This is a genomic window from Nakamurella lactea DSM 19367, assembly GCF_000426645.1.
GTDB lineage: Bacteria > Actinomycetota > Actinomycetes > Mycobacteriales > Nakamurellaceae > Nakamurella > Nakamurella lactea.
The window spans coordinates 11,579-29,747 of sequence record NZ_AUFT01000005.1 but is presented as its reverse complement, the minus strand read 5'-3'; the positions used below and the strand labels follow the sequence as shown (position 1 = coordinate 29,747).

Annotated in this window: 11 protein-coding genes; 1 reads left to right on the top strand and 10 read right to left on the bottom strand. The window is 70.0% G+C overall.

What is annotated here, in order from left to right:
- Positions 1–7: 7 nt before the first annotated feature.
- From ffh to K340_RS0103435, 8 genes are all read right to left on the bottom strand, one after another.
- Complete coding sequence (gene ffh / locus K340_RS0103470) at positions 8–1,576, bottom strand: signal recognition particle protein (protein WP_029135679.1); 1,569 nt, start codon at positions 1,574–1,576, stop codon at positions 8–10.
- Positions 1,577–1,585: 9 nt separating this feature from the next.
- Positions 1,586–3,952 carry a [protein-PII] uridylyltransferase gene (locus K340_RS27220; protein ID WP_211229253.1) on the bottom strand — a complete coding sequence of 789 codons (2,367 nt, stop codon included), beginning with the start codon at positions 3,950–3,952 and terminating at the stop codon, positions 1,586–1,588.
- 27 nt (positions 3,953–3,979) lie between these two features.
- On the bottom strand, positions 3,980–4,318 hold the full coding sequence (locus K340_RS0103460; protein ID WP_029135678.1) for a P-II family nitrogen regulator: 339 nt from the start codon (positions 4,316–4,318) through the stop codon (positions 3,980–3,982).
- A gap of 67 nt (positions 4,319–4,385) precedes the next feature.
- Positions 4,386–5,801, bottom strand: coding sequence for an ammonium transporter (locus tag K340_RS27215; RefSeq protein ID WP_084614004.1), 1,416 nt, complete (start codon positions 5,799–5,801; stop codon positions 4,386–4,388).
- Positions 5,802–5,963: 162 nt separating this feature from the next.
- The gene (gene ftsY, locus K340_RS36845; protein WP_051265160.1) at positions 5,964–7,616 is read right to left on the bottom strand and encodes a signal recognition particle-docking protein FtsY; all 1,653 of its coding nucleotides are present in this window, start codon (positions 7,614–7,616) and stop codon (positions 5,964–5,966) included.
- Positions 7,617–7,644: 28 nt separating this feature from the next.
- Positions 7,645–10,719, bottom strand: a complete 3,075-nt coding sequence (locus tag K340_RS0103445; protein ID WP_029135676.1) for a bifunctional [glutamine synthetase] adenylyltransferase/[glutamine synthetase]-adenylyl-L-tyrosine phosphorylase — start codon at positions 10,717–10,719, stop codon at positions 7,645–7,647.
- Positions 10,719–11,420 carry a type 1 glutamine amidotransferase gene (locus K340_RS0103440; RefSeq protein WP_037362622.1) on the bottom strand — a complete coding sequence of 234 codons (702 nt, stop codon included), beginning with the start codon at positions 11,418–11,420 and terminating at the stop codon, positions 10,719–10,721. Before K340_RS0103440 ends, K340_RS0103445 begins: the two co-directional genes overlap by 1 nt.
- A 3-nt stretch (positions 11,421–11,423) precedes the next feature.
- Complete coding sequence (locus K340_RS0103435) at positions 11,424–12,227, bottom strand: exodeoxyribonuclease III (protein WP_029135674.1); 804 nt, start codon at positions 12,225–12,227, stop codon at positions 11,424–11,426.
- 91 nt (positions 12,228–12,318) lie between these two features.
- On the opposite strand from K340_RS0103435, the gene K340_RS0103430 reads away from it, so the two are divergent.
- Positions 12,319–12,663 carry a hypothetical protein gene (locus K340_RS0103430; protein WP_029135673.1) on the top strand — a complete coding sequence of 115 codons (345 nt, stop codon included), beginning with the start codon at positions 12,319–12,321 and terminating at the stop codon, positions 12,661–12,663.
- Positions 12,664–12,718: 55 nt separating this feature from the next.
- Here K340_RS0103430 and K340_RS0103425 read toward each other — a convergent pair whose 3' ends face one another.
- Together K340_RS0103425 and K340_RS0103420 are read right to left on the bottom strand one after the other, a co-directional pair.
- Positions 12,719–16,384, bottom strand: a complete 3,666-nt coding sequence (locus tag K340_RS0103425; RefSeq protein ID WP_029135672.1) for an error-prone DNA polymerase — start codon at positions 16,382–16,384, stop codon at positions 12,719–12,721.
- Entirely contained in the window at positions 16,384–18,078 is a 1,695-nt protein-coding gene (locus K340_RS0103420; protein WP_029135671.1) for a DNA polymerase Y family protein, read from the bottom strand. The genes K340_RS0103425 and K340_RS0103420 overlap by 1 nt, the downstream gene beginning before the upstream one ends.
- Between the last annotated feature and the right edge of the window lie 91 nt (positions 18,079–18,169).

Sequence of the window (18,169 nt, the reverse complement as noted above, 5' to 3'; positions counted from 1 at the left end):
CACCCGGTCATTTCCCCTTGGGGAACTGGATCTTCGTCGGGTCGAAGTCGGCCGGTAGGTCGTCCAGCGAGAATCCGCCGGGCAGCTGACCCTTGCCGCCGGCACCGGCGGGCAGACCGGGCATACCGCCGGGCAGGCCGTTGGGCAGGCCTGGCATGCCGGGGAATCCGCCGGGCATCCCCTTCATCTTCGGCGGGGTGGGGCCGCGGCCGGAACCCTTGCCCTTCTTGCCCTTCTTGCCCTTCTGCTTCTTGTTGTTCATCCGTCGCATGCCGAACTGGCCGGCCATCGACGACATCATCTTGCGGGCCTCGAAGAACCGATCGACCAGCGAGTTGACCTGGGAGACAGTGGATCCCGATCCCCTGGCGATCCGCTGTCGCCGGGACGACTGGATGATCTTCGGGTTGGCCCGCTCCTGCGGCGTCATCGACTGGATGATGGCGGCGGTCCGGTCGACGTCGCGATCGTCGATGTTGGCCATCGCCTCCTTCATCTGGCCGGCGCCGGGCAGCATGCCGAGCAGGCCGCCGATCGGGCCCATCCGTTTGAGCATCTGCATCTGCTGCAGGAAGTCCTCGAGGGTGAAGTCGTCGCCGGCCAGCTTGGCCGCCATCTGCTCGGCTTCTTCTTGCTCGAAGACCTGCTCGGCCTGCTCGATCAGCGTCAGCATGTCGCCCATGCCGAGGATCCGGGAGGCCATCCGGTCAGGGTGGAAGGTATCGAAATCGCCGAGCTTCTCGCCGGTGGAGGCGAACATGATCGGCGCGCCGGTGACCTGCCGCACCGACAGCGCGGCACCGCCGCGGGCGTCGCCGTCGAGCTTGGTCAGCACCACGCCGGTGAAGCCGACGCCGTCGCGGAACGCCTCGGCGGTGGCCACCGCGTCCTGGCCGATCATCGCGTCGACCACGAACAGGATCTCGTCCGGATCGACGGCGTCGCGGATGTTGGCGGCCTGCGCCATCATCTCGGCGTCGACACCGAGCCGGCCGGCGGTGTCGACCACCACCACGTCGTACTGCTTGGACTTCGCGGTCTCGATGCCGGCCCTTGACACCGCTACTGGGTCGCCGACCCCGTTGCCGGGCTCGGGCGCGAAGACGGTGACGCCGGCCTGCTCGCCGACCACCTGTAGCTGGGTGACGGCATTCGGCCGCTGCAGGTCCGCGGCCACCAGCAGCGGCGTGTGCCCCTGGCCCTTGAGCCACTTCGCCAGCTTGCCGGCGAGGGTGGTCTTGCCGGCGCCCTGCAGGCCGGCCAGCAGGATGACGGTGGGTGGGTTCTTCGCGAACTGCAGCCGCCTGGTCTCACCGCCCAGGATGGCGATGAGTTCTTCGTTGACGATCTTGATGACCTGCTGGGCCGGGTTCAGCGCCTGCGAGATCTCCTCGCTGGAGGCGCGTTCCTTGATCGCGGCGATGAACTGCCGGACCACGGGCAGCGCGACGTCGGCCTCCAGTAGGGCGATCCGGATCTCCCGGCAGGTCGCATCGATATCGGCGGGGGTCAGCCGGCCTTTGCCACGGATGCCCGTGAGGACGCCGGACAGCCGGTCGGAAAGAGTCTCGAACACTCCGACAGGCTATCCCGGACCGGCCGCGGACCCGTCCGCAGCGAGCGCAGCCCGCAGCAGCGTCGCCAGCCGCTCGGCCGCCTGCGAGGGCAACGGCCTGCCGTTGGCCCCACGCAGGTACAGCACGTCGACGGCCTCGGCGCCCCAGGTGTGCACCAGCGCGGTGACGACGGTCGCGCCGGTCGCCGCCACCGCCCGGGCGGCGGTGTGCAGTAGGCCGGCCGCGTCGTGCGCGCGGATCTCGACCACGGTGGCCATCTCGGATGCACCGTCGATGACGAGCACCTCAGGGGCAGCGAAGTCTTTCCTGGCCGGCCGCTGCGCTGCCGATCGCCGTCGCACCGGCCCGGGGTTGCCGGGCTCGGCCAGCGCGGCCACCAGCAGCGCCCGGACGGTCGACGGCTCGGGCGGGTCGCCGAATTCCGGCTCGGCCTGCCAGGTCTGCACCGCCCTGCCGCGGTCCGTCCGGACCGTCGCCGACCGGATGCTCAGCCGCTGGGCGGTCAGGGCCCCGGCGATGTCGGCCAGCAGTCCGACCCGGTCGGGTGCCTCGACCACCACGGTCAGTCCATCGGCCGCCGGATGTACCTGCACCGTGAGCTCGGTGCCGGCCGCCCGCAGCTCCGGCCCGAGCTCCGGGTCGGGCTGCGGTTCCGGGTCGAGCTGCGGTTCCGGTTCCGCCGACCGCCAGCCGCCGAGCGCCGCCCGGGTCCGGGCCGCCAGTGTCGCCACCTGCTGGGCCTTCCAACTCGTCCAGGCGGCCGGCCCGGCCGCCAACGCGTCAGCCTCGGTGAGAGCCTGCAGCAGGTCCAGCACTCCCACCGTCCCGACCGCCTCGGCGATCAGCGCCACCGTTGCCGGATCGTCCGGGTCACGTCGGGTCGCGGTCTCGGCCAGCAGCAGGTGGTGCCGGACGAGGGTCACGACCACCTCGATGTCCGGCTCGGCCAGCCCGAACCGCCGACAGAGCGGACCGGCCAGTTCGGCGCCGGCCACCGAATGATCCCGCCCGGTGCCCTTGCCGATGTCGTGCAGCAGCGCAGCGATCAGCAACAGGTCGGGTCTGACCACCCGTCGGACCAGCGCGGCCGCCTCCACCACGGTCTGCACCAGGTGCCGGTCGACGGTGTAGGCGTGGACCGGATCCCGCTGCGGCATCGACCGCAGCCGCTCCCATCCGGGCAGCAACGAACTGATCAGGCCGACCTGATCCATCGACTCCCAGACGCCGACCAACGGTCCGCCGGCGCCGAGCAGCCGCAGGAACTCCGCACCGGCGGTCGCCGGCCACCGCTCGGGCAGCGGCGGACAGAGCCGCGCCAACCGGGCCAAGGTCGCCGGCCCGATCGGGATCCCGGCCTGGGCTGCTGCCGCGGCCACCCGCAGCGGGAGAGCAGGGTCGCCGGCCGGGTCGGCAGACTTGGCCAGGGTGGCCTCGCCGTCCTGCTCGACCACATCGTGCGCCAGCGGGTGCCGATCGGCGCGACCCACCGGGGCGGCCCCGACCGCACGACCGTCCAGTGCCCGCTTGACCCGGTGCCAGGTCAGGTCGACCGCATGCCCGACCCGGCGGCCGATGGCGGAAACCATGCGCAACAAGTCGTCTCGGTCTGCCAGGCCCAGCCTGGCGGCAACTGCGTCCTGGTCCTGCAGCTGCAGCCGGTCGGTTGCCCGCCCCGTCACGGTGTGCATGGCGTCCCGCACCGCCAGCAGGTCGAACCTGGCTTCCTCCAGCCCCTGGTGCGGACAGTCGGCCACCCATGACGCCGCCACCGCCCGCATCACCACCATGTCGCGCAGGCCGCCACGGGAATTCTTCAGGTCACCGGTGGTGGCGAAGGCCAGGTCGCCACTGCGCTCCCACCGACGCCGGCACATCTCGAGCAGTTCGGGGAGCCGCCGGTCGGCATCCGCCCGCCAGTCCCCCAGTACCCGCCTGCGCAGCGTGACGGCGAGCTCCGGGTCGCCGGCGATGTGCCGGATGTCCAGTACTCCCAACAGGTCTGCCAGGTCGACCCGGGCAACCTGCCGCGCACCACCGACCGAGCGCATCGCGTGGTCAAGACGGACGGACGAGTCCCAGATCGGATACCAGAGCCGCTCGGCGATCATTGCTGCGTAGTCGTCGGGCGTCTCGGACGAGTGCAGCAGCACCAGGTCGAGATCGGAGTACGGCGACAGCTCGGCGCGACCGTAGCCACCGACCGCCACCAGTTCGACACCGCCGACCGTCACCCCGGAGTCGACCGCCAGTTCGGCCAGCCAGCCGTCGGTGAGTCTGCTCAGTGCCCGACTGCGGGCCGGACCGGACATCGGAGTCCGGGCCAACAATGCCGCCCGCAGATCGGTGTAGGAATCGCCGATAGGGGTTGGCACGAGCAGGATTCCCTTCGAGCTGTCGGATCAGAGCGCGTCGGGTCCGACTTCACCGGTGCGGACCCGGACGACGGAGCCGACCTCGGTGGTCCACACCTTGCCGTCACCGATCTTCCCGGTACGCGCCGCCCGGACGATCACGTCGGTCACGTCGTCGGCGTCGTCGTCCTCGACCAGGATCTCCAGCCGCACCTTCGGCAGTAGTTCGACGGTGTATTCGGCGCCCCGGTAGACCTCGGTGTGCCCGCGCTGCCGGCCGTAGCCGGACGACTCGGAGACCGTCATCCCGTTCACCCCGAATGCCAGCAGCGCGGCCCGTACCTCGTCCAGTTTGAACGGCTTGATCACTGCGGTGACGAGCTTCATGCCGTCACCCCGCCCGTTACTCGTGGCGTGCCCGCGTTCCGTGCCGACGATCCGTTCGCAAGCTCACTCATGCGTTGACCTCTTCCTTGCTCGACTCTTCCCCGTCCCGGGCGGACGACGACGTGGGCTTCGGCCGGCCGGCCAGCGTGCCACCGGACCCGCCGGACCCCACCGAACCTTCGGTGTCGTAGGCACTCTCACCGTGGACGGTGATGTCGAGCCCGTCAGCTTCGTTCTCTTCGTCGGCCCGTAGACCCATCGTGTACTTCAGGGCAAGGCCGATGACGGTGGTGAGCACCGCGGAGAAGACGATCGCGCAGGCCGCTATCACGATCTGCACCACCAACTGCTTGCCGCCGCCGCCGTAGAACAGGCCGGTGTCGGTTCCGAGGAAGCCGATGCCGACGGTGCCGATAATGCCCCCGACCAGGTGCACGCCGACCACGTCGAGCGAATCGTCGTAGCCCAGGCGGTACTTCAGACCCACTGCCAGAGCACAGATCACCCCGGCAACCAGACCAAGTGCGATCGCGCCGACCGGGCTCAGTGCGCCGGCCGCCGGGGTGATGGCAACCAGGCCGGCCACCACACCCGAGGCTGCCCCGACACCCGTGGCGTGCTTGTCCCTGATCATCTCGACCGCCAACCAACCGAGCATCGCCGCCGAGGTGGCGGTGGAGGTGTTCAGCCAGGCCAGACCCGCCAGGCCATTGGCTGCGCCGGCGGAACCGGCATTGAAGCCGAACCAACCGAACCACAGCAGCGCGGCGCCGAGCATGGTGTACGGCACGTTGTGCGGGCGCATCGGCTCCTTGCCGAAGCCGCGGCGCTTGCCCAACAGCAGAGCCAGCATCAGGCCGGCGACGCCGGCATTGATGTGCACGACGGTGCCACCGGCGAAGTCGATCGGCGCCACGCTCGCTACGCCGTCTGTGGTGCCGAAAAGCTTTGCCGCAATACCGTTCTCCCAGCCGGAGAGCAATCCGCCGCCCCAGACCATATGGGCCATCGGGAAGTACACGAGGGTGACCCAGACGCCGGAGAAGACCAGCCAGGTGGAGAACTTCATCCGGTCCGCGACCGACCCGGAGATCAGCGCCACGGTGATGATCGCGAAGGTCAGCTGGAAGGCGACGAACGCCATCGAGCTGACGCCGCTGCCGCTCAGCACGGAATTGGCGACGGTCTCGATGCCGTCGGCGTTGACTCCCTCCGGGAACAGCCCTTTCATGCCGAAAGCCGTTGCCGGGTCGCCGAACAGGCCGCCGGCCACGTTCGGCGAGAACGACATCGAGTACCCCCACAACACGTAGACGATGCCGACGACGCCCATCGCCGAGAACGACATCATCATCATGTTGAGCACAGATTTGCGACGGACCATGCCGCCGTAGAAGAACGCCACTCCTGGCGTCATTAGCAACACCAAGGCCGCGGATGCGAGCAGCCAGGCGTTGTTTCCGGTATCGAGCGTGGGGACCATACAAGCCTCCGAGACGGCCGGTGAGGGGAATTCCCTCGGACTCGCAGACTGTCCCGCAGTTGTGTTGCCCCGACCGTTCCCGAATGTTTCCCGGGTGTGAACCGGTGGACCGCTAAGTTGCCATCTCGTTGCCGGCGACCCTTGGCCGGCAGCTCGCGCGGGTCAGTCGCCGAGCAGGGCGTCCACGAAGGCGCCGGCTTCGAACGGGGCCAGATCGTCCGGTCCCTCGCCGAGCCCGACCAACTTGACCGGCACCCCGAGGGCCCGTTGCACGGCCACCACGATCCCGCCCTTGGCGGTCCCGTCCAGTTTGGTCAGCACGATGCCGGTGATGTTGACGACCTCGGCGAACACCCTGGCCTGGACCAACCCGTTCTGTCCGGTGGTGGCGTCCAGCACCAGCAGCACCTCGTCCACCTCGGCCTGTTTTTCGACGACCCGCTTGACCTTTCCCAGTTCGTCCATCAGGCCGGCCTTGGTGTGCAGGCGCCCCGCGGTGTCGATCAACACCGCATCGGCGCCGGTCGCGATCCCGGTCTTCACCGCATCGAAGGCGACGGAGGCCGGGTCGGCGCCGGCATCGGCGCGCACCACGGTGGCGCCGGCACGTTCCGCCCAGGTAGCCAGCTGGTCCGCTGCAGCCGCCCGGAAGGTGTCGGCGGCCCCGAGCACCACCTTGTGACCGTCGGCCACCAGCACCCTGGCCAGTTTGCCGGTGGTGGTGGTCTTTCCCGTTCCGTTGACGCCGACCACCAGCGACACCGACGGCCGGCCGTCGTGCGGCAGTGCCCGGACGCTGCGTTCCATGCTCGGGTCGACGGCCTCCACCAGGACCCGACGGAGCAGCGCCCTGGCCTCGGCGCTGCTGCCGATGCCGTTGGCCGCCACTTCGGCCCGCAGCTTCTCGGCGATCTCGGCTGACGCCTGCGCGCCGAGATCGGCCAGCAACAGGGTGTCCTCGACATCCGTCCAGGAGTCCTCGTCCATCGTGCCGGCCCCGAGCAGGCCGAGCATGGAGCGGCCGAAGGCGTTCTGTGAGCGGGAGAGCCGGCCGCGCAGGCGGTTGAGCCGGCCGTCGGTCGGGGCGATCTCGGTATCCGGCGATGGCTCCACGCCGGTGGCTTGCACGGTGGCGGGGGCCGCAGTGGTGGATTCCGGAGTGCTGGATTCCGCAGTGCTGGATTCCGCAGTGCTGGATTCCGCAGTGCTGGATTCCGCAGTGGTGGATTCCGCAGTGGTGGATTCCGCAGGGCTGGATTCCGCAGTGCTGGGTGCCGCAGTGGTAGGGGCCGGGGTCGTTTCGACCGCCGGGCCGGTCACCGCAGGGAGGGCCTCCTCGGTCGGCACCGCTGCCGCGTCTTCGACCGGCGTCGCTTGCGCTACCGACCCGGATTGCGCGCCCGGAACTGCGTCCTCCGCGGGCCGCGACTCAGCGGCTGGTTCGACGGCAGGCTCGACCGCAGCTGACGATTCGGCTCCGGGCGACGGTTCTGCCTGAGGTGAAGGTTCGGTGCGTTCGGGTTCTGGTGAGGGTTCGGGGGCCGGCGCCGGCGGCCGGTCCTGCACGGCTGTCCCGGATCCACTGGAGAACGAGATCGATCCGCCGGCCTTGTAGCCGCCCTTCGCGGGAGGCTTGCCGGCGTCAACGGCCGCAGGCTTGGTCGGCGCTGTGTCCCGCAGCGAGATCCGACGGCGGTTCGCCCGCATCAGGCCGACCACGAACAACGCGGCGACAACGACAACTACGACAATGAGGATCCAGATCCAGTTAGGCACCGGGCCATCATCCCAAACGGATCGCCATCCAAGGCACATCAGCCTGACGACGTTCAGCCGACGGCCGTCATCCCGGATCGCGGTCGAACAGCTGGTCGACCGCTCGACGGGCCCGGCGGGCGGTCCGGCGGTAGTCGTCGACGAACTCACCCGGGTCACTGCCGCGGGGATAGCCGAGCGCCTCAGCGGTCGCCTCCAGGGCATGTCCCTGCCGCGGGATCTGATCCTCCGGTTTGCCCAGCACCAGCATCAACGCGTTGCGCACCCTGGCCGCCAACGTCCAGGCGGCACCGAGCCGCCTGGCCTGCTCCCTGCTGATCAGGCCGGCGTCCAACGCAGCATCGAGCGCCGGCAGGGTCGCGGTCGTCCGAAGCCCCTCGACCCGGCCGCCGTGCTGCAGCTGGAGCAGTTGCACCGTCCACTCCACGTCGGAGAGCCCGCCGCGGCCCAGCTTGACATGGGTCGTGGGATCGGCGCCCCTTGGCAACCGCTCGGTGTCCACCCTGGCCTTGATCCGGCGGATCTCGATGACGTCGTGGTGGTCGAGCCCATCAGCGGGATAGCGGAATTCGTCGGCAGCGGCGACGAATTCCGCACCCAGTTCGTCGTCGCCGGCCACCGGCCGCGCGCGCAGCATTGCCTGGCGTTCCCACGGCGCGGCGAACTTGCGCCAGTAGCTGCGGTAGGAGTCCAGTGTGCGGACCAGCTGACCGTTGCGTCCCTCCGGACGCAGCGCGGTGTCCAACGCCAGCGCCGGATCCGGGCTGGACCGGCCCAGATTCCGACCGATCAACTCGGTGACGGTGGTACAGGCCGCGAGAACCTGGTCGACATCGGCGCCCTCGTCGGGTTCGGCGACGTAGATCACGTCGGCATCCGAGCCGTATCCGAGCTCGCCGCCGCCGAGCCGGCCCATCCCGATCACCGCCAGCCGGCCCTGGATGGGGCCGCGGTCCGCCTCCACCTGACGCCGGGCACCCTCGAACGCCGCCTGCAGGGTCGCCTCGGCGACCTTCGTCAGCCCGATCATCACCTGTGGCAGGTCGAGCAGACCGAGCAGATCGCCGCAGGCGAGACGGAGCATCTCGTGCCGCCGCGACGAGCGTGCGGAATCTGCGGCGTCCTGAGCGGCGACCGCCCGGCGACTCCTGGCCACCAAGGCGGCGGCGACGGTGTCCGGCTTCACCGCCACCAGGGCCGCGTCGTCGTCGATCAACCGGAGCACCTCCGGTGCCCTCAACAACAGCTCGGCCACCAGTTTCGAGACGCCGAGCAGCTCGGCCAGTCGAATCGCGACGGTGCCCTCGTCGCGGAGCAGGCGCAGGAACCAGGGTGTGTCGGCCAGCGCCTCGGACACCCTGCGGTAGGCCAACAATCCACCATCCGGGTCGGGACATTCGGCGAAGGAATCCAGCAGCACCGGCAGCAGCGTGCGCTGGATCGCCGCCCGCCGGCTGACGCCGGAGGTCAGCGCGGTCAGGTGGCGCAGCGCAGAATCCGGCGAGAAGCCCAGCGCGGCAAGCCGTTCGCCGGCCGCCTCGGTGGACAGCCGCAGGTCGTCGCCGACCGCAGCGACCGCGTTCAACAGCGGCCGGTAGAAGAGCTTCTCGTGCAGCCGGCGCACCGTCGCCGCATGCCGGACCCGCTCGGCGGCGAACACCTGCGCCGCCGACTCCGACCCGGACGCCGTATACCCGTCTGCCCTGGCCAGCCATTCCAGGTCGACCTCGGAGTCCGGCAACAGATGGGTGCGGCGCAGCCGCTGCAGCTGCAGCCGATGTTCGGCCCGACGCAGAAACGTGTAAGCACCAGCCATCTCGGCGCCGTCGGACCGGCCGACGTAGCCACCCTGGATCAGCCGCCGCAGGGCCATCAGGGTGCCGGTGACCCGCAGCGACACGTCGGTCCGGCCGTGAACCAGTTGCAGCAGCTGCACGGCGAATTCGACGTCCCGCAGCCCGCCGGGCCCGAGTTTGAGTTCCCGGTCGCGTTGCGCATCGGGAATGTTCGCCTCCACCCGGCGGCGCATCGCCTGGACGTCCTCGACAAAGGAATCGCGGCCGGCCGCCGACCAGACCCCGGCCCTGGCGATCTCCAGGAATTCCCGGCCAGCCTCCGGGTCGCCGGCTGCCGGTCTGGCCTTCAGCATGGCCTGGAACTCCCAGGTCTCGGCCCACCGGCTGTAGTACGCCCGATGGCTCGCCGGGGTCCGGACAAGGGCGCCGGCCGCACCCTCCGGTCGCAGATTGGCGTCGACCTCCCAGGCCACCGAGCCGCAGATCCGCATCATCGACGAAGCCAGCTGACTGGCGGTGGCCAGCATCGCCGACTCCGGCGGATCGTTCGCCTGATCACCGACCGCCGGGAGGTCGAGCACCGGATGGTCGGCCACGAACAGCACGTCGACGTCGGACAGGTAATTCAGCTCTCTGGCACCGGCTTTGCCCAGCGCCACCACCGACAGCCGGCACGGAGCCGCCGATGGCGGGAGTTCGGCGGCCGCGACCGCGAGCGCGGTCTGCAGAGTGGCGTCGGCCAGGTCGGTCAGGGCTCGACAGACCGACGGCAGCGGCACAACTTCCAGCGTCGCATCGACCGCCGGCGCCAGGTCGTGCGCCGCGATCAGCAGCAGTCGGTCCCGATAGGCCCGTCGCAACGGCGGGATCGCCTCTGGGCCGTGGATCGGAGCCCGGGCGCCGTCGGTGCCGGTACATCGGGCGGCCTCCGGCGTCAGCCCTACCGCGGCCGCCATCGACCGCACGGTGCCGGTCGGGTCGACCAGCGCCACCTGCAGCGGCTCGACCCGCAGCGTCGGCCAGGCGTCCGGGTGCGCGACCAGGTGATCGCCGAGTGCGCTCGAACCACCGAGGATCGCGATCAGTCGCGCCCGCAGGCCCCGCTCGTCCCGCAACGCGGCCGTGATGGCCGGCGCGTCCGGTCCGGCCGCCGTCAACAGCCGGGCCAGGGTCGCTACGGCGAGTCGCGGACGACCGGCCCGGGAAATCGCGCCCAGCACCGGTTCTGCTCCCGGAGCGACCAGCCCGTCCGGGGTGGCCAGCCCGGCCAGCGCCAGATCGGCCTGGGTCCGGTCGGTGTCCGGCAGCCCGTAGCGCACTGCCGCTCGCGGTGCCGGTCGACTCATCAGGATCCGATCAGCGGCAGCCGCGGTCGTAAGGTGACGAAGCGATGTGCGAACTCGCGCCAGACCTCCGCCATGTTCGCCGCCGCCTCATCGAGCGCGGGACCGAGGCGGGCGGCAGATCCCTTGCCGGCCGCCCACAATCGCAGGGTCTCGGCGTCGGCCTCGATGTGGAACTGGATGCCCCACGCCGCTTCGCCGACCCTGAACGCCTGGTTCTCGTACCCGGTGCCGGCGAACAGCAGCACCGCATCCGGCGGTAGCTCGGTGATCACATCGGCATGGCTCTGCATCACATCAGGGGTCATCGGGAGCCAGCCGAACAACGGATCCCGCTCCGCGGCATCACGTTTCGCGGTGAGATAGGCGCCGTACTCGGGGCCGCGGTTGCCCGGTTCCACCATGCCCCCGGTGGCCAGGGTGAGCAGTTGCGCGCCCAGGCAGATGGCCAGGGTCGGCGTCTTGTCGGTGACCGCTGTCGCCAGCAACGCCTTGGTCGCCGGCAACCAATCGACGGTCTCGTCGTCCCAGGCGGACATCGCCCCGCCCAGGCAGACCAGCGCGTCGAAACCGCTGGTGTCGGAGGGGATCTCGTCGCCGTCGTACAGTCGCCGCACGTCCAGCGTGGCACCGGCCTCGGTGAGCCACTGGCCGAGCCGCTGCGGCCCGTCCTCGGCAGAATGCTGCAGCAGCAGGATCTTCACTTCTCAACCACCGAATTCCACGATGACCGGCGCATGATCGGAGGCGCCCTTGCCCTTGCGTTCCTCCCGGTCGATCCTGGCGCTGGTGACCCGCGCCGCCAACGCCGCCGACGCGAGCACGAAGTCGATCCGCATTCCGCGGTTCTTCGGGAACCGCAGCTGTTGGTAGTCCCAGTAGGTGAACGTCCTGGGCTCGGAGGTGTACGGCCGCACCACATCGGCATAACCGGCGTCGACCACCGCCTGGAACGCCGCGCGTTCCGGCGGGGTCGTGTGGGTCTTGTCCAGGTAATAGTCGACCGACCAGACGTCGGCGTCGGTGGGCGCGATGTTGTAGTCGCCGCAGAAAGCCATCTGCAGGGCCGGATCCGCGGCCAGCGCCTCGGTACCGTAGCGGGCCAGCGCCTCCAGCCAGGCGAGCTTGTACTGGTAGTGCGGATGTTCGATCTCCCGGCCGTTCGGCACGTACACACTCCAGACCCGCACCCCACCGCACACCGCAGACAGCGCCCGGGCCTCGGTTGCGGGAGGTTCGCCGTAACCGGGCATGCCGGGGAAACCGACCTGGACGTCATCCAGTCCGACCCTGGACAGGACGGCGACCCCGTTCCACTGGTTCAGCCCGTGGTGAGCGACCTGGTAGCCGAGGTCCGAGATCGCCGCTACCGGGAAGCCGTCGTCGCGGACCTTGGTCTCCTGGATCGCCAGCACATCGACATCACTGCGCCGCAGGAACTCGATGACTCGGTCGGTCCTGGCCCTGATCGAGTTGACGTTCCAGGTGGCCAGCCGGAGTGGATCGCTCACCGAGCGGTCCCACCGGTGACGACGAAGGTCCGGCAGCAGCGATTTCCTCGACTCATGCCCCAATCCTTCCAGAGCGGGTTAGCGTGTTGTCATGCAACCGATGCCGCCGACGCAGCCGGTCACCGCGCCGACCCGCGCCGTGTCGAATGCTGCCGTGCCGAATGCCGCCGTGTCGAATGCCGCCTGGTCGTCGGTGCAGATGACCTCCGCGCAGCCGCAAGTGCCGCTCCCGATGCCCGCCGATCCGGAGACCGCAGCGTTCCTGCGAGCGGTGCGGCGGCGGCAGCTGATCTGGATCGTGATCGGCGCGGCGGCGGCACTGGCCGCGGTGATCGCGCTGCTGATCTGGCCCAACGAGATCAAGGAGGGCGTGGCCCAAGGTGCTGCAGCGCTCTGGCGGTTGCTGCAGATGATCTTCGGCGGGTTCGGGAACTGATCGGGCCAGGACCCATTCCATCGGGTTCGACAGTTCCGTTGGTCCACCCGCGTGATCAGCGGAAGTCCCTGGAGGGCATCGCGACGATCAGGTCGACCGCGGCTATCCGATCGGCCAGCACCGAGATGGCACCACCTGCCCGTTCCACCATTCCGCGGATCAGCAATGAGGGCGCTCCCCTTGCCACCCGTCGGTAGCGGCGCCACAGCGCGTTGGAGCAGATGATGTTGAGCATCCCGGTCTCGTCCTCGAGGTTGATGAACACCACGCCCGACGCCGTCGCCGGTCGTTGCCGATGGGTCACCATCCCGGCAACCAGCACCCTGGTGCCGTGCTGCACGCCGAACAGATCGGTCGCTGTCCGCACGCCCAGTCCGGCCAGCCGCTCCCTGGAGTATTCGGTCGGGTAGCGGTCCGGGGAGATGCCGGTGGCCCAGATGTCGGCCAGGGTCAGCTCGATGTCGCTCATCCCGGGCAGGGTGGGCGCCGTCAGCCCGACGACCGTCCCCGGCAGGGTGCCGGCCCGTTCTCCGGCCGCCGCACCCGATGCCCACAGCGCGGCCCTTCTGGCCTGCCCACGGTCGGTCGGCCGGTCGCCGTCGGCCGCCCGACCCAGGCTGTCAAGGGCGCCGGCGGTGGCCAGTGCCTCCGCCTGGGCGGAGGTGAGGGTGACCAGCCGGGTGAGCTGGTCGATACTGCGGTAGCCGTCCGCCGGCCGAGCCGCGACGATCCGCTCGGCCAGTTCCGTGCCGATGGTGCGCACCTCGTCCAGACCCAGCCGGACGGCGAGGGTCCCGCTGCCGGGCAGGTTCCGACCTCGGTACCGGCGAGCGCGGCGGCCACCGGCCCCCGGGCCGGCGGGTCGCGGCTCGGTGCGCCCGGGAGTGACAGGCTCGAGGTCGACGGCCTTGAGGCCGGCGGGCTTGAGCTCGACGGCCTTGAGATCGGCGGGCTCGAGATCGGCATAGTAGTTGGAGCGGTTGATGTCCGGCAGACGGATGGTGACGCCGTGTCGGCGGGCGTCGGCAACCAATGACTGCGGCGAGTAGAACCCCATCGGCTGCGCCCGCAGCAGGGCGGCGCAGAACGCCGCCGGATGGTGCAGTTTGAGCCAGGACGAGTAGAAGACCAGGGCGGCGAAGCTCAGCGCGTGCGACTCGGCGAAACCGAAATTGGCGAAGGCCAGCAGCCGTTCGTAGATCCGGTCCGCGGCGGCTCCGGTGATCCCGTGCAGCCGCGACATCCCTTCGTACAGGCGCGCTCTGAGCTCCTCCATCTTGGCCACTGAACGTTTCGAACCCATCGCCCTGCGGAGCTGGTCGGCCTCGCCGGCATCGAAGCCGGCCACGTCGATGGCCAGCTGCATCAGCTGCTCCTGGAACAACGGGATGCCCAGTGTCTTACCCAGCGACTTCTCCATGATCGGATGATCGAAGGTCACCTTCTCCTGCTTGTTGCGACGCCGGATGTACGGATGCACCGAACCGCCCTGGATCGGGCCGGGCCGGATCAGCGCCACCTCGACCACCAGGTCGTAGAACTCTCTCGGTTTGAGCCGCGGCAGGGTGGCCATCTGGGCCCTGGATTCCACCTGGAACACGCCGACGGAGTCGGCCTTCTGCAACATTTCGTACACCGCGGTCTCCTCGAGATCCAAGGCAGCGAAGTCGATCTCGATGTTCTCGTGGTCGGCGATCAGGTCGACGGCGTAGTGCAGGGCGGACAGCATGCCAAGGCCCAGCAGGTCGAACTTCACCAGCCCGATCGCCGCGCAGTCGTCCTTGTCCCACTGCAGCACCGATCGGTTCGCCATCCTGGCCCACTCCACCGGACAGACCTCGGCCACCGGCCGATCGCAGATCACCATGCCCCCGGAGTGGATGGACAGATGCCGCGGGAAGTCCTGTACCTGTTGCGCGAGATCCAGTACCGGGGCGGGGATCTGCAGGCCGTCATCGTCGGTGGATCCGTCCCTGCCGGTTGAGTCGGCGCGGCCGGTGGAGTCGGCGCGGCCGGCCGGTCGGCCGCGATCTGCGCCTCCGGTTGCTTGCCGCTGTGCGATCAGTGGAGTCCAGCCGTCGATCTGCTGGGAGTAGGCATCCTGCTGCCCCGGCGAGTGCCCCATCGCCTTGGCCATGTCCCGCACCGCCATCCGTGGCCGGAAGGTGTTGACGTTGGCCACTTGCGCGGCATGGTCGCGGCCGTACTTGGTGTAGACGTACTGGATCACCTCCTCCCGGCGGTCGGACTCGATGTCGACGTCGATGTCCGGCGGTCCGTCCCGCTCCGGGGCGAGGAACCGTTCGAAGAGCAGCTCGTAGCGCACCGCATCGACGGCGGTGATGCCCAGCGCATAGCAGACCGCCGAGTTGGCCGCCGATCCCCGACCCTGACAGAGGATGTCGTTGTCCTGACAGAACTTCACGATGTCGTTGACGATCAGGAAGTAACCAGGGAACTCGAGCTCCGCGATGATCCGCAGCTCCTTGTCGAGCTGCCGGTAGGCAGCCGGATTGTCCGCCCGCGACCCGTAACGCCGGGCCGCGCCGGCCATGGTGAGCTCGTGCAGATGGCTGTTCTCGTCCGCCCCCGGCGGTACGTCGTAGGGCGGCAGGTTGGGCGCGATCAGGGTCAGGTCGAAGGCGCATTGCTCGCCGATGGCGGCAGCGGTCGGCACCGCGGTGGGATGACGGGCATACAGCGCGGCCATCTCCGCGCCGGACCGCAGGTGTGCGCCGGGACCGGCCGGCAGGTAGGGATCCGCCTCGTCCAGGCTCCGCCTGGCCCGGACCGCGGCCAACGAGGCGCCGAGCCGGCTCGCGTCCGGCGTTGCGTAATGCGCACCGGTGGTGGCCACCAGCGGGAGGCGCAACTCGGCGGCCAGCGCGGCCAGCATGTCGTTGTCCTCGTCGTCGGTCGGCGCCGTTGTCGAGGTCAACTCCACCACCACGTTGTCCCGCCCGAATCGATCCGTCAACTGCCGCAAGGCTTCCCGGGCACCGTGGGAGCCATCGGGGCCGTGTCGCTGCAGTGCCCGGCGGACGCTGCCCTTGCGGCAACCGGTGAGGATCAACCAATGATCGTCCGCGGCGTTGGCCAGCGCATCCAGCTGATAGCTCGGACGGCCCTTCTCGCCGCCGTTCAGCTGCGCCCGACTGATCTGCCGGGACAACCTCCGATAACCCTCCTGACCACGGGCCAGCACCAGCAGGTGCTCCCCCACCGGATCCGGAACGCCGAGCTGCGGCTCCGGCAGGCCGAGCGAGAGTTCCGATCCGTACAGGGTTTTCAGCCCGGTGCCGGCCGCCGCCTCGGCGAACCTGACCACTCCGTAGAAGCCGTCATGATCGGTCAGGGCCAGGCCGTCCAGGCCCAGCCGGACCGCCTCACCGACCAGTTGTTCGGGGTTAGACGCGCCGTCCAGGAAGCTGAACGCCGAATGCGCATGCAGCTCGGTGAACGGCACCCTGGTCTTCGATGCCACCTTGGTCTGCGGTGACGCCGGCACGGGCGGTCGGAGACGGTCCCGGCGGTGCCGGGACACCGGGCCGAGCAGATCGGGGTGCGGACCGCGCGGATCCTCCGGCAGGGTTGACGGGTCTCCTGACGGGTTCTCGGGGGCCGGCACGAACGCTCCCGGCCCGCGGCCGGGCGGGGGCGGCCGACCCGACAGCGCCCGTTCCAGCTCGGACCACGGGACGTTGGGGTTGGACCAGCCCATCAGTCGTACACCCCCTCGATCTGCCATGGTTGTGCCGGACTCTGCACCGATGCCGCGGTCAGATATCGCAGCAACAGGACGGGTCCGTCGCGGCAGAGCACCTGCATCCGGGCCGCGACCTGCGGCGGTGCCGCGACCAGTGATGCGGGCGGCTGATTCGGTTCCCACCACCGCTCGTCGACCAGCCACGGCCCTGCCCACCCCGCGATCTGCCGGCCGTCGACGGCAACCGGGGTCGCACTCAACAGCCCGCGCCCGGTCAGCAACACCGGGCGCCCGACGTCGTCCAGGAGTTCGACCCGCCGGGTCGCACCGATCCGCTCCCGCCCGGCCTGCTGACCACCAGGCCGGCTGGGATCGGCGAGCCTGGTGGGTGACGGCGCCGGCAACGCGCCGGGCCAGGGCGCGGCGGGGTCCCTGGCCGGAACCCGCTCGTCACCCCAGCTGACCAGGGTGACCCGGTCGCCCGGCGTACGTCCGCCCGAAAGAACCGGCGTCAGAACGGATTCCGGCCCCAGCAGGCCCTGCACCCTGGCGAACGCCCAGCCGGCGCGGTGATCGTCCTCGCCGTCGCTGCCCCACAGGCCGTACTGCACCCGGCCGGCGTCCACGGCCTCGATCGGTTCGAGCCGCAACGCGATGATGGCGCCGGGACCGGCGCTCTCGGTGGGATCGGACGCGCTGCCGGACCGGACCGCATCCTGCCGGGCAGTGTCACGCCGGGCAGTGGAGGTGAGCCACCCCTCGAGCTGCCAGCGCAACCGGTCGGCGGTGGCGGCCGGGGTGAGCGGCCTGGCCGACCGCCAGACCCGCCGGAGGGTCCGACCGCGCTCGGTACGCGCGGAGATGGCCAGCCGGGTACAGGCCAGGCCGGCGTCGGCCAGACCGGCGTGGAACCTCTCGGCCAGCGCCCGGCCGAGGAAGGCAGCGGTGTCCACCCGGTCCAGCGGCGGATCGCAGACCTGCTCGATGACCCGGTCCTGCGGGATGCTGCGCCGGGAGATCCCCCGTTCGGCCAGACCATGGGCCAGCCGGTGCGCCAGCAGGGCATCCGGCCCGAACCTGGTGGCCACCCGCTCCTGTGGCAACGCCGCGAACGCCCCGACGGTGGTGATGCCCAACCGCACCAACAGATCGACAAGGCCGGCCCGCTCCGGCGGGGAGATCGCCGGGTCCCTGGCCAGTTCGGCGATCGGCAACCCGGCGCAGAACTCGGCCGCGTCCCCGACCGGAACGATCCGCTGCTGACGGGCGGCCAGTACGGCCACCGGCAATACGTCGGCGATGCCGACCCTGGCCTCAACGTCGAGCGCCTCGACGGCGTCGACAATCCTTTCGGCGGCAGCATTCTCGCTACCGAAGTAGCGTCGTGGACCACGGGCAGGGCAGGCGATCATGCCGGGCCTGAGCACCTCGATTCCCGGCGCAACGGCTTCCACCGCCGCGGCCACCGACTCGAACGCACGACCCGCCGCATCGTGATCGACGGGCAGCACCACCAGTTCTGGGCACCGGGACTGCGCCTCCCGGCGGCGCATGCCGATCCGGATACCGTCGGCCCTGGCGGCAGCGGTGCAGGCCTGCACCCGGTTGGCGTGGAACACCGCGACCGGCCCGGTGGCCGGCTTCCTGGCCTGCTGGGCCGCGGCCACCGCCGGCCAGTCCGGACACCAGACCACCAGCGTGCGGACCATCGCTCCTCCTTCGACCACCTCATCGTATCGAACAGATGTTCGATACACAAAGTGTGGCGGGAGCTCACCACGGAGACGTCACGCTGTCCGG

Excerpts from the sequence above, each read along its gene's own strand:
- K340_RS27215 (WP_084614004.1), bottom strand. The coding sequence starts at position 5,801 with ATGGTCCCCACGCTCGATACCGGAAACAACGCCTGGCTGCTCGCATCC.
- K340_RS0103445 (WP_029135676.1), bottom strand. The coding sequence starts at position 10,719 with ATGAGTCGACCGGCACCGCGAGCGGCAGTGCGCTACGGGCTGCCGGAC.
- K340_RS0103460 (WP_029135678.1), bottom strand. The coding sequence starts at position 4,318 with ATGAAGCTCGTCACCGCAGTGATCAAGCCGTTCAAACTGGACGAGGTA.
- K340_RS0103425 (WP_029135672.1), bottom strand. The coding sequence starts at position 16,384 with ATGGGCTGGTCCAACCCCAACGTCCCGTGGTCCGAGCTGGAACGGGCG.
- K340_RS0103430 (WP_029135673.1), top strand. The coding sequence starts at position 12,319 with ATGCAACCGATGCCGCCGACGCAGCCGGTCACCGCGCCGACCCGCGCC.
- ftsY (WP_051265160.1), bottom strand. The coding sequence starts at position 7,616 with ATGTGCCTTGGATGGCGATCCGTTTGGGATGATGGCCCGGTGCCTAAC.
- K340_RS0103420 (WP_029135671.1), bottom strand. The coding sequence starts at position 18,078 with ATGGTCCGCACGCTGGTGGTCTGGTGTCCGGACTGGCCGGCGGTGGCC.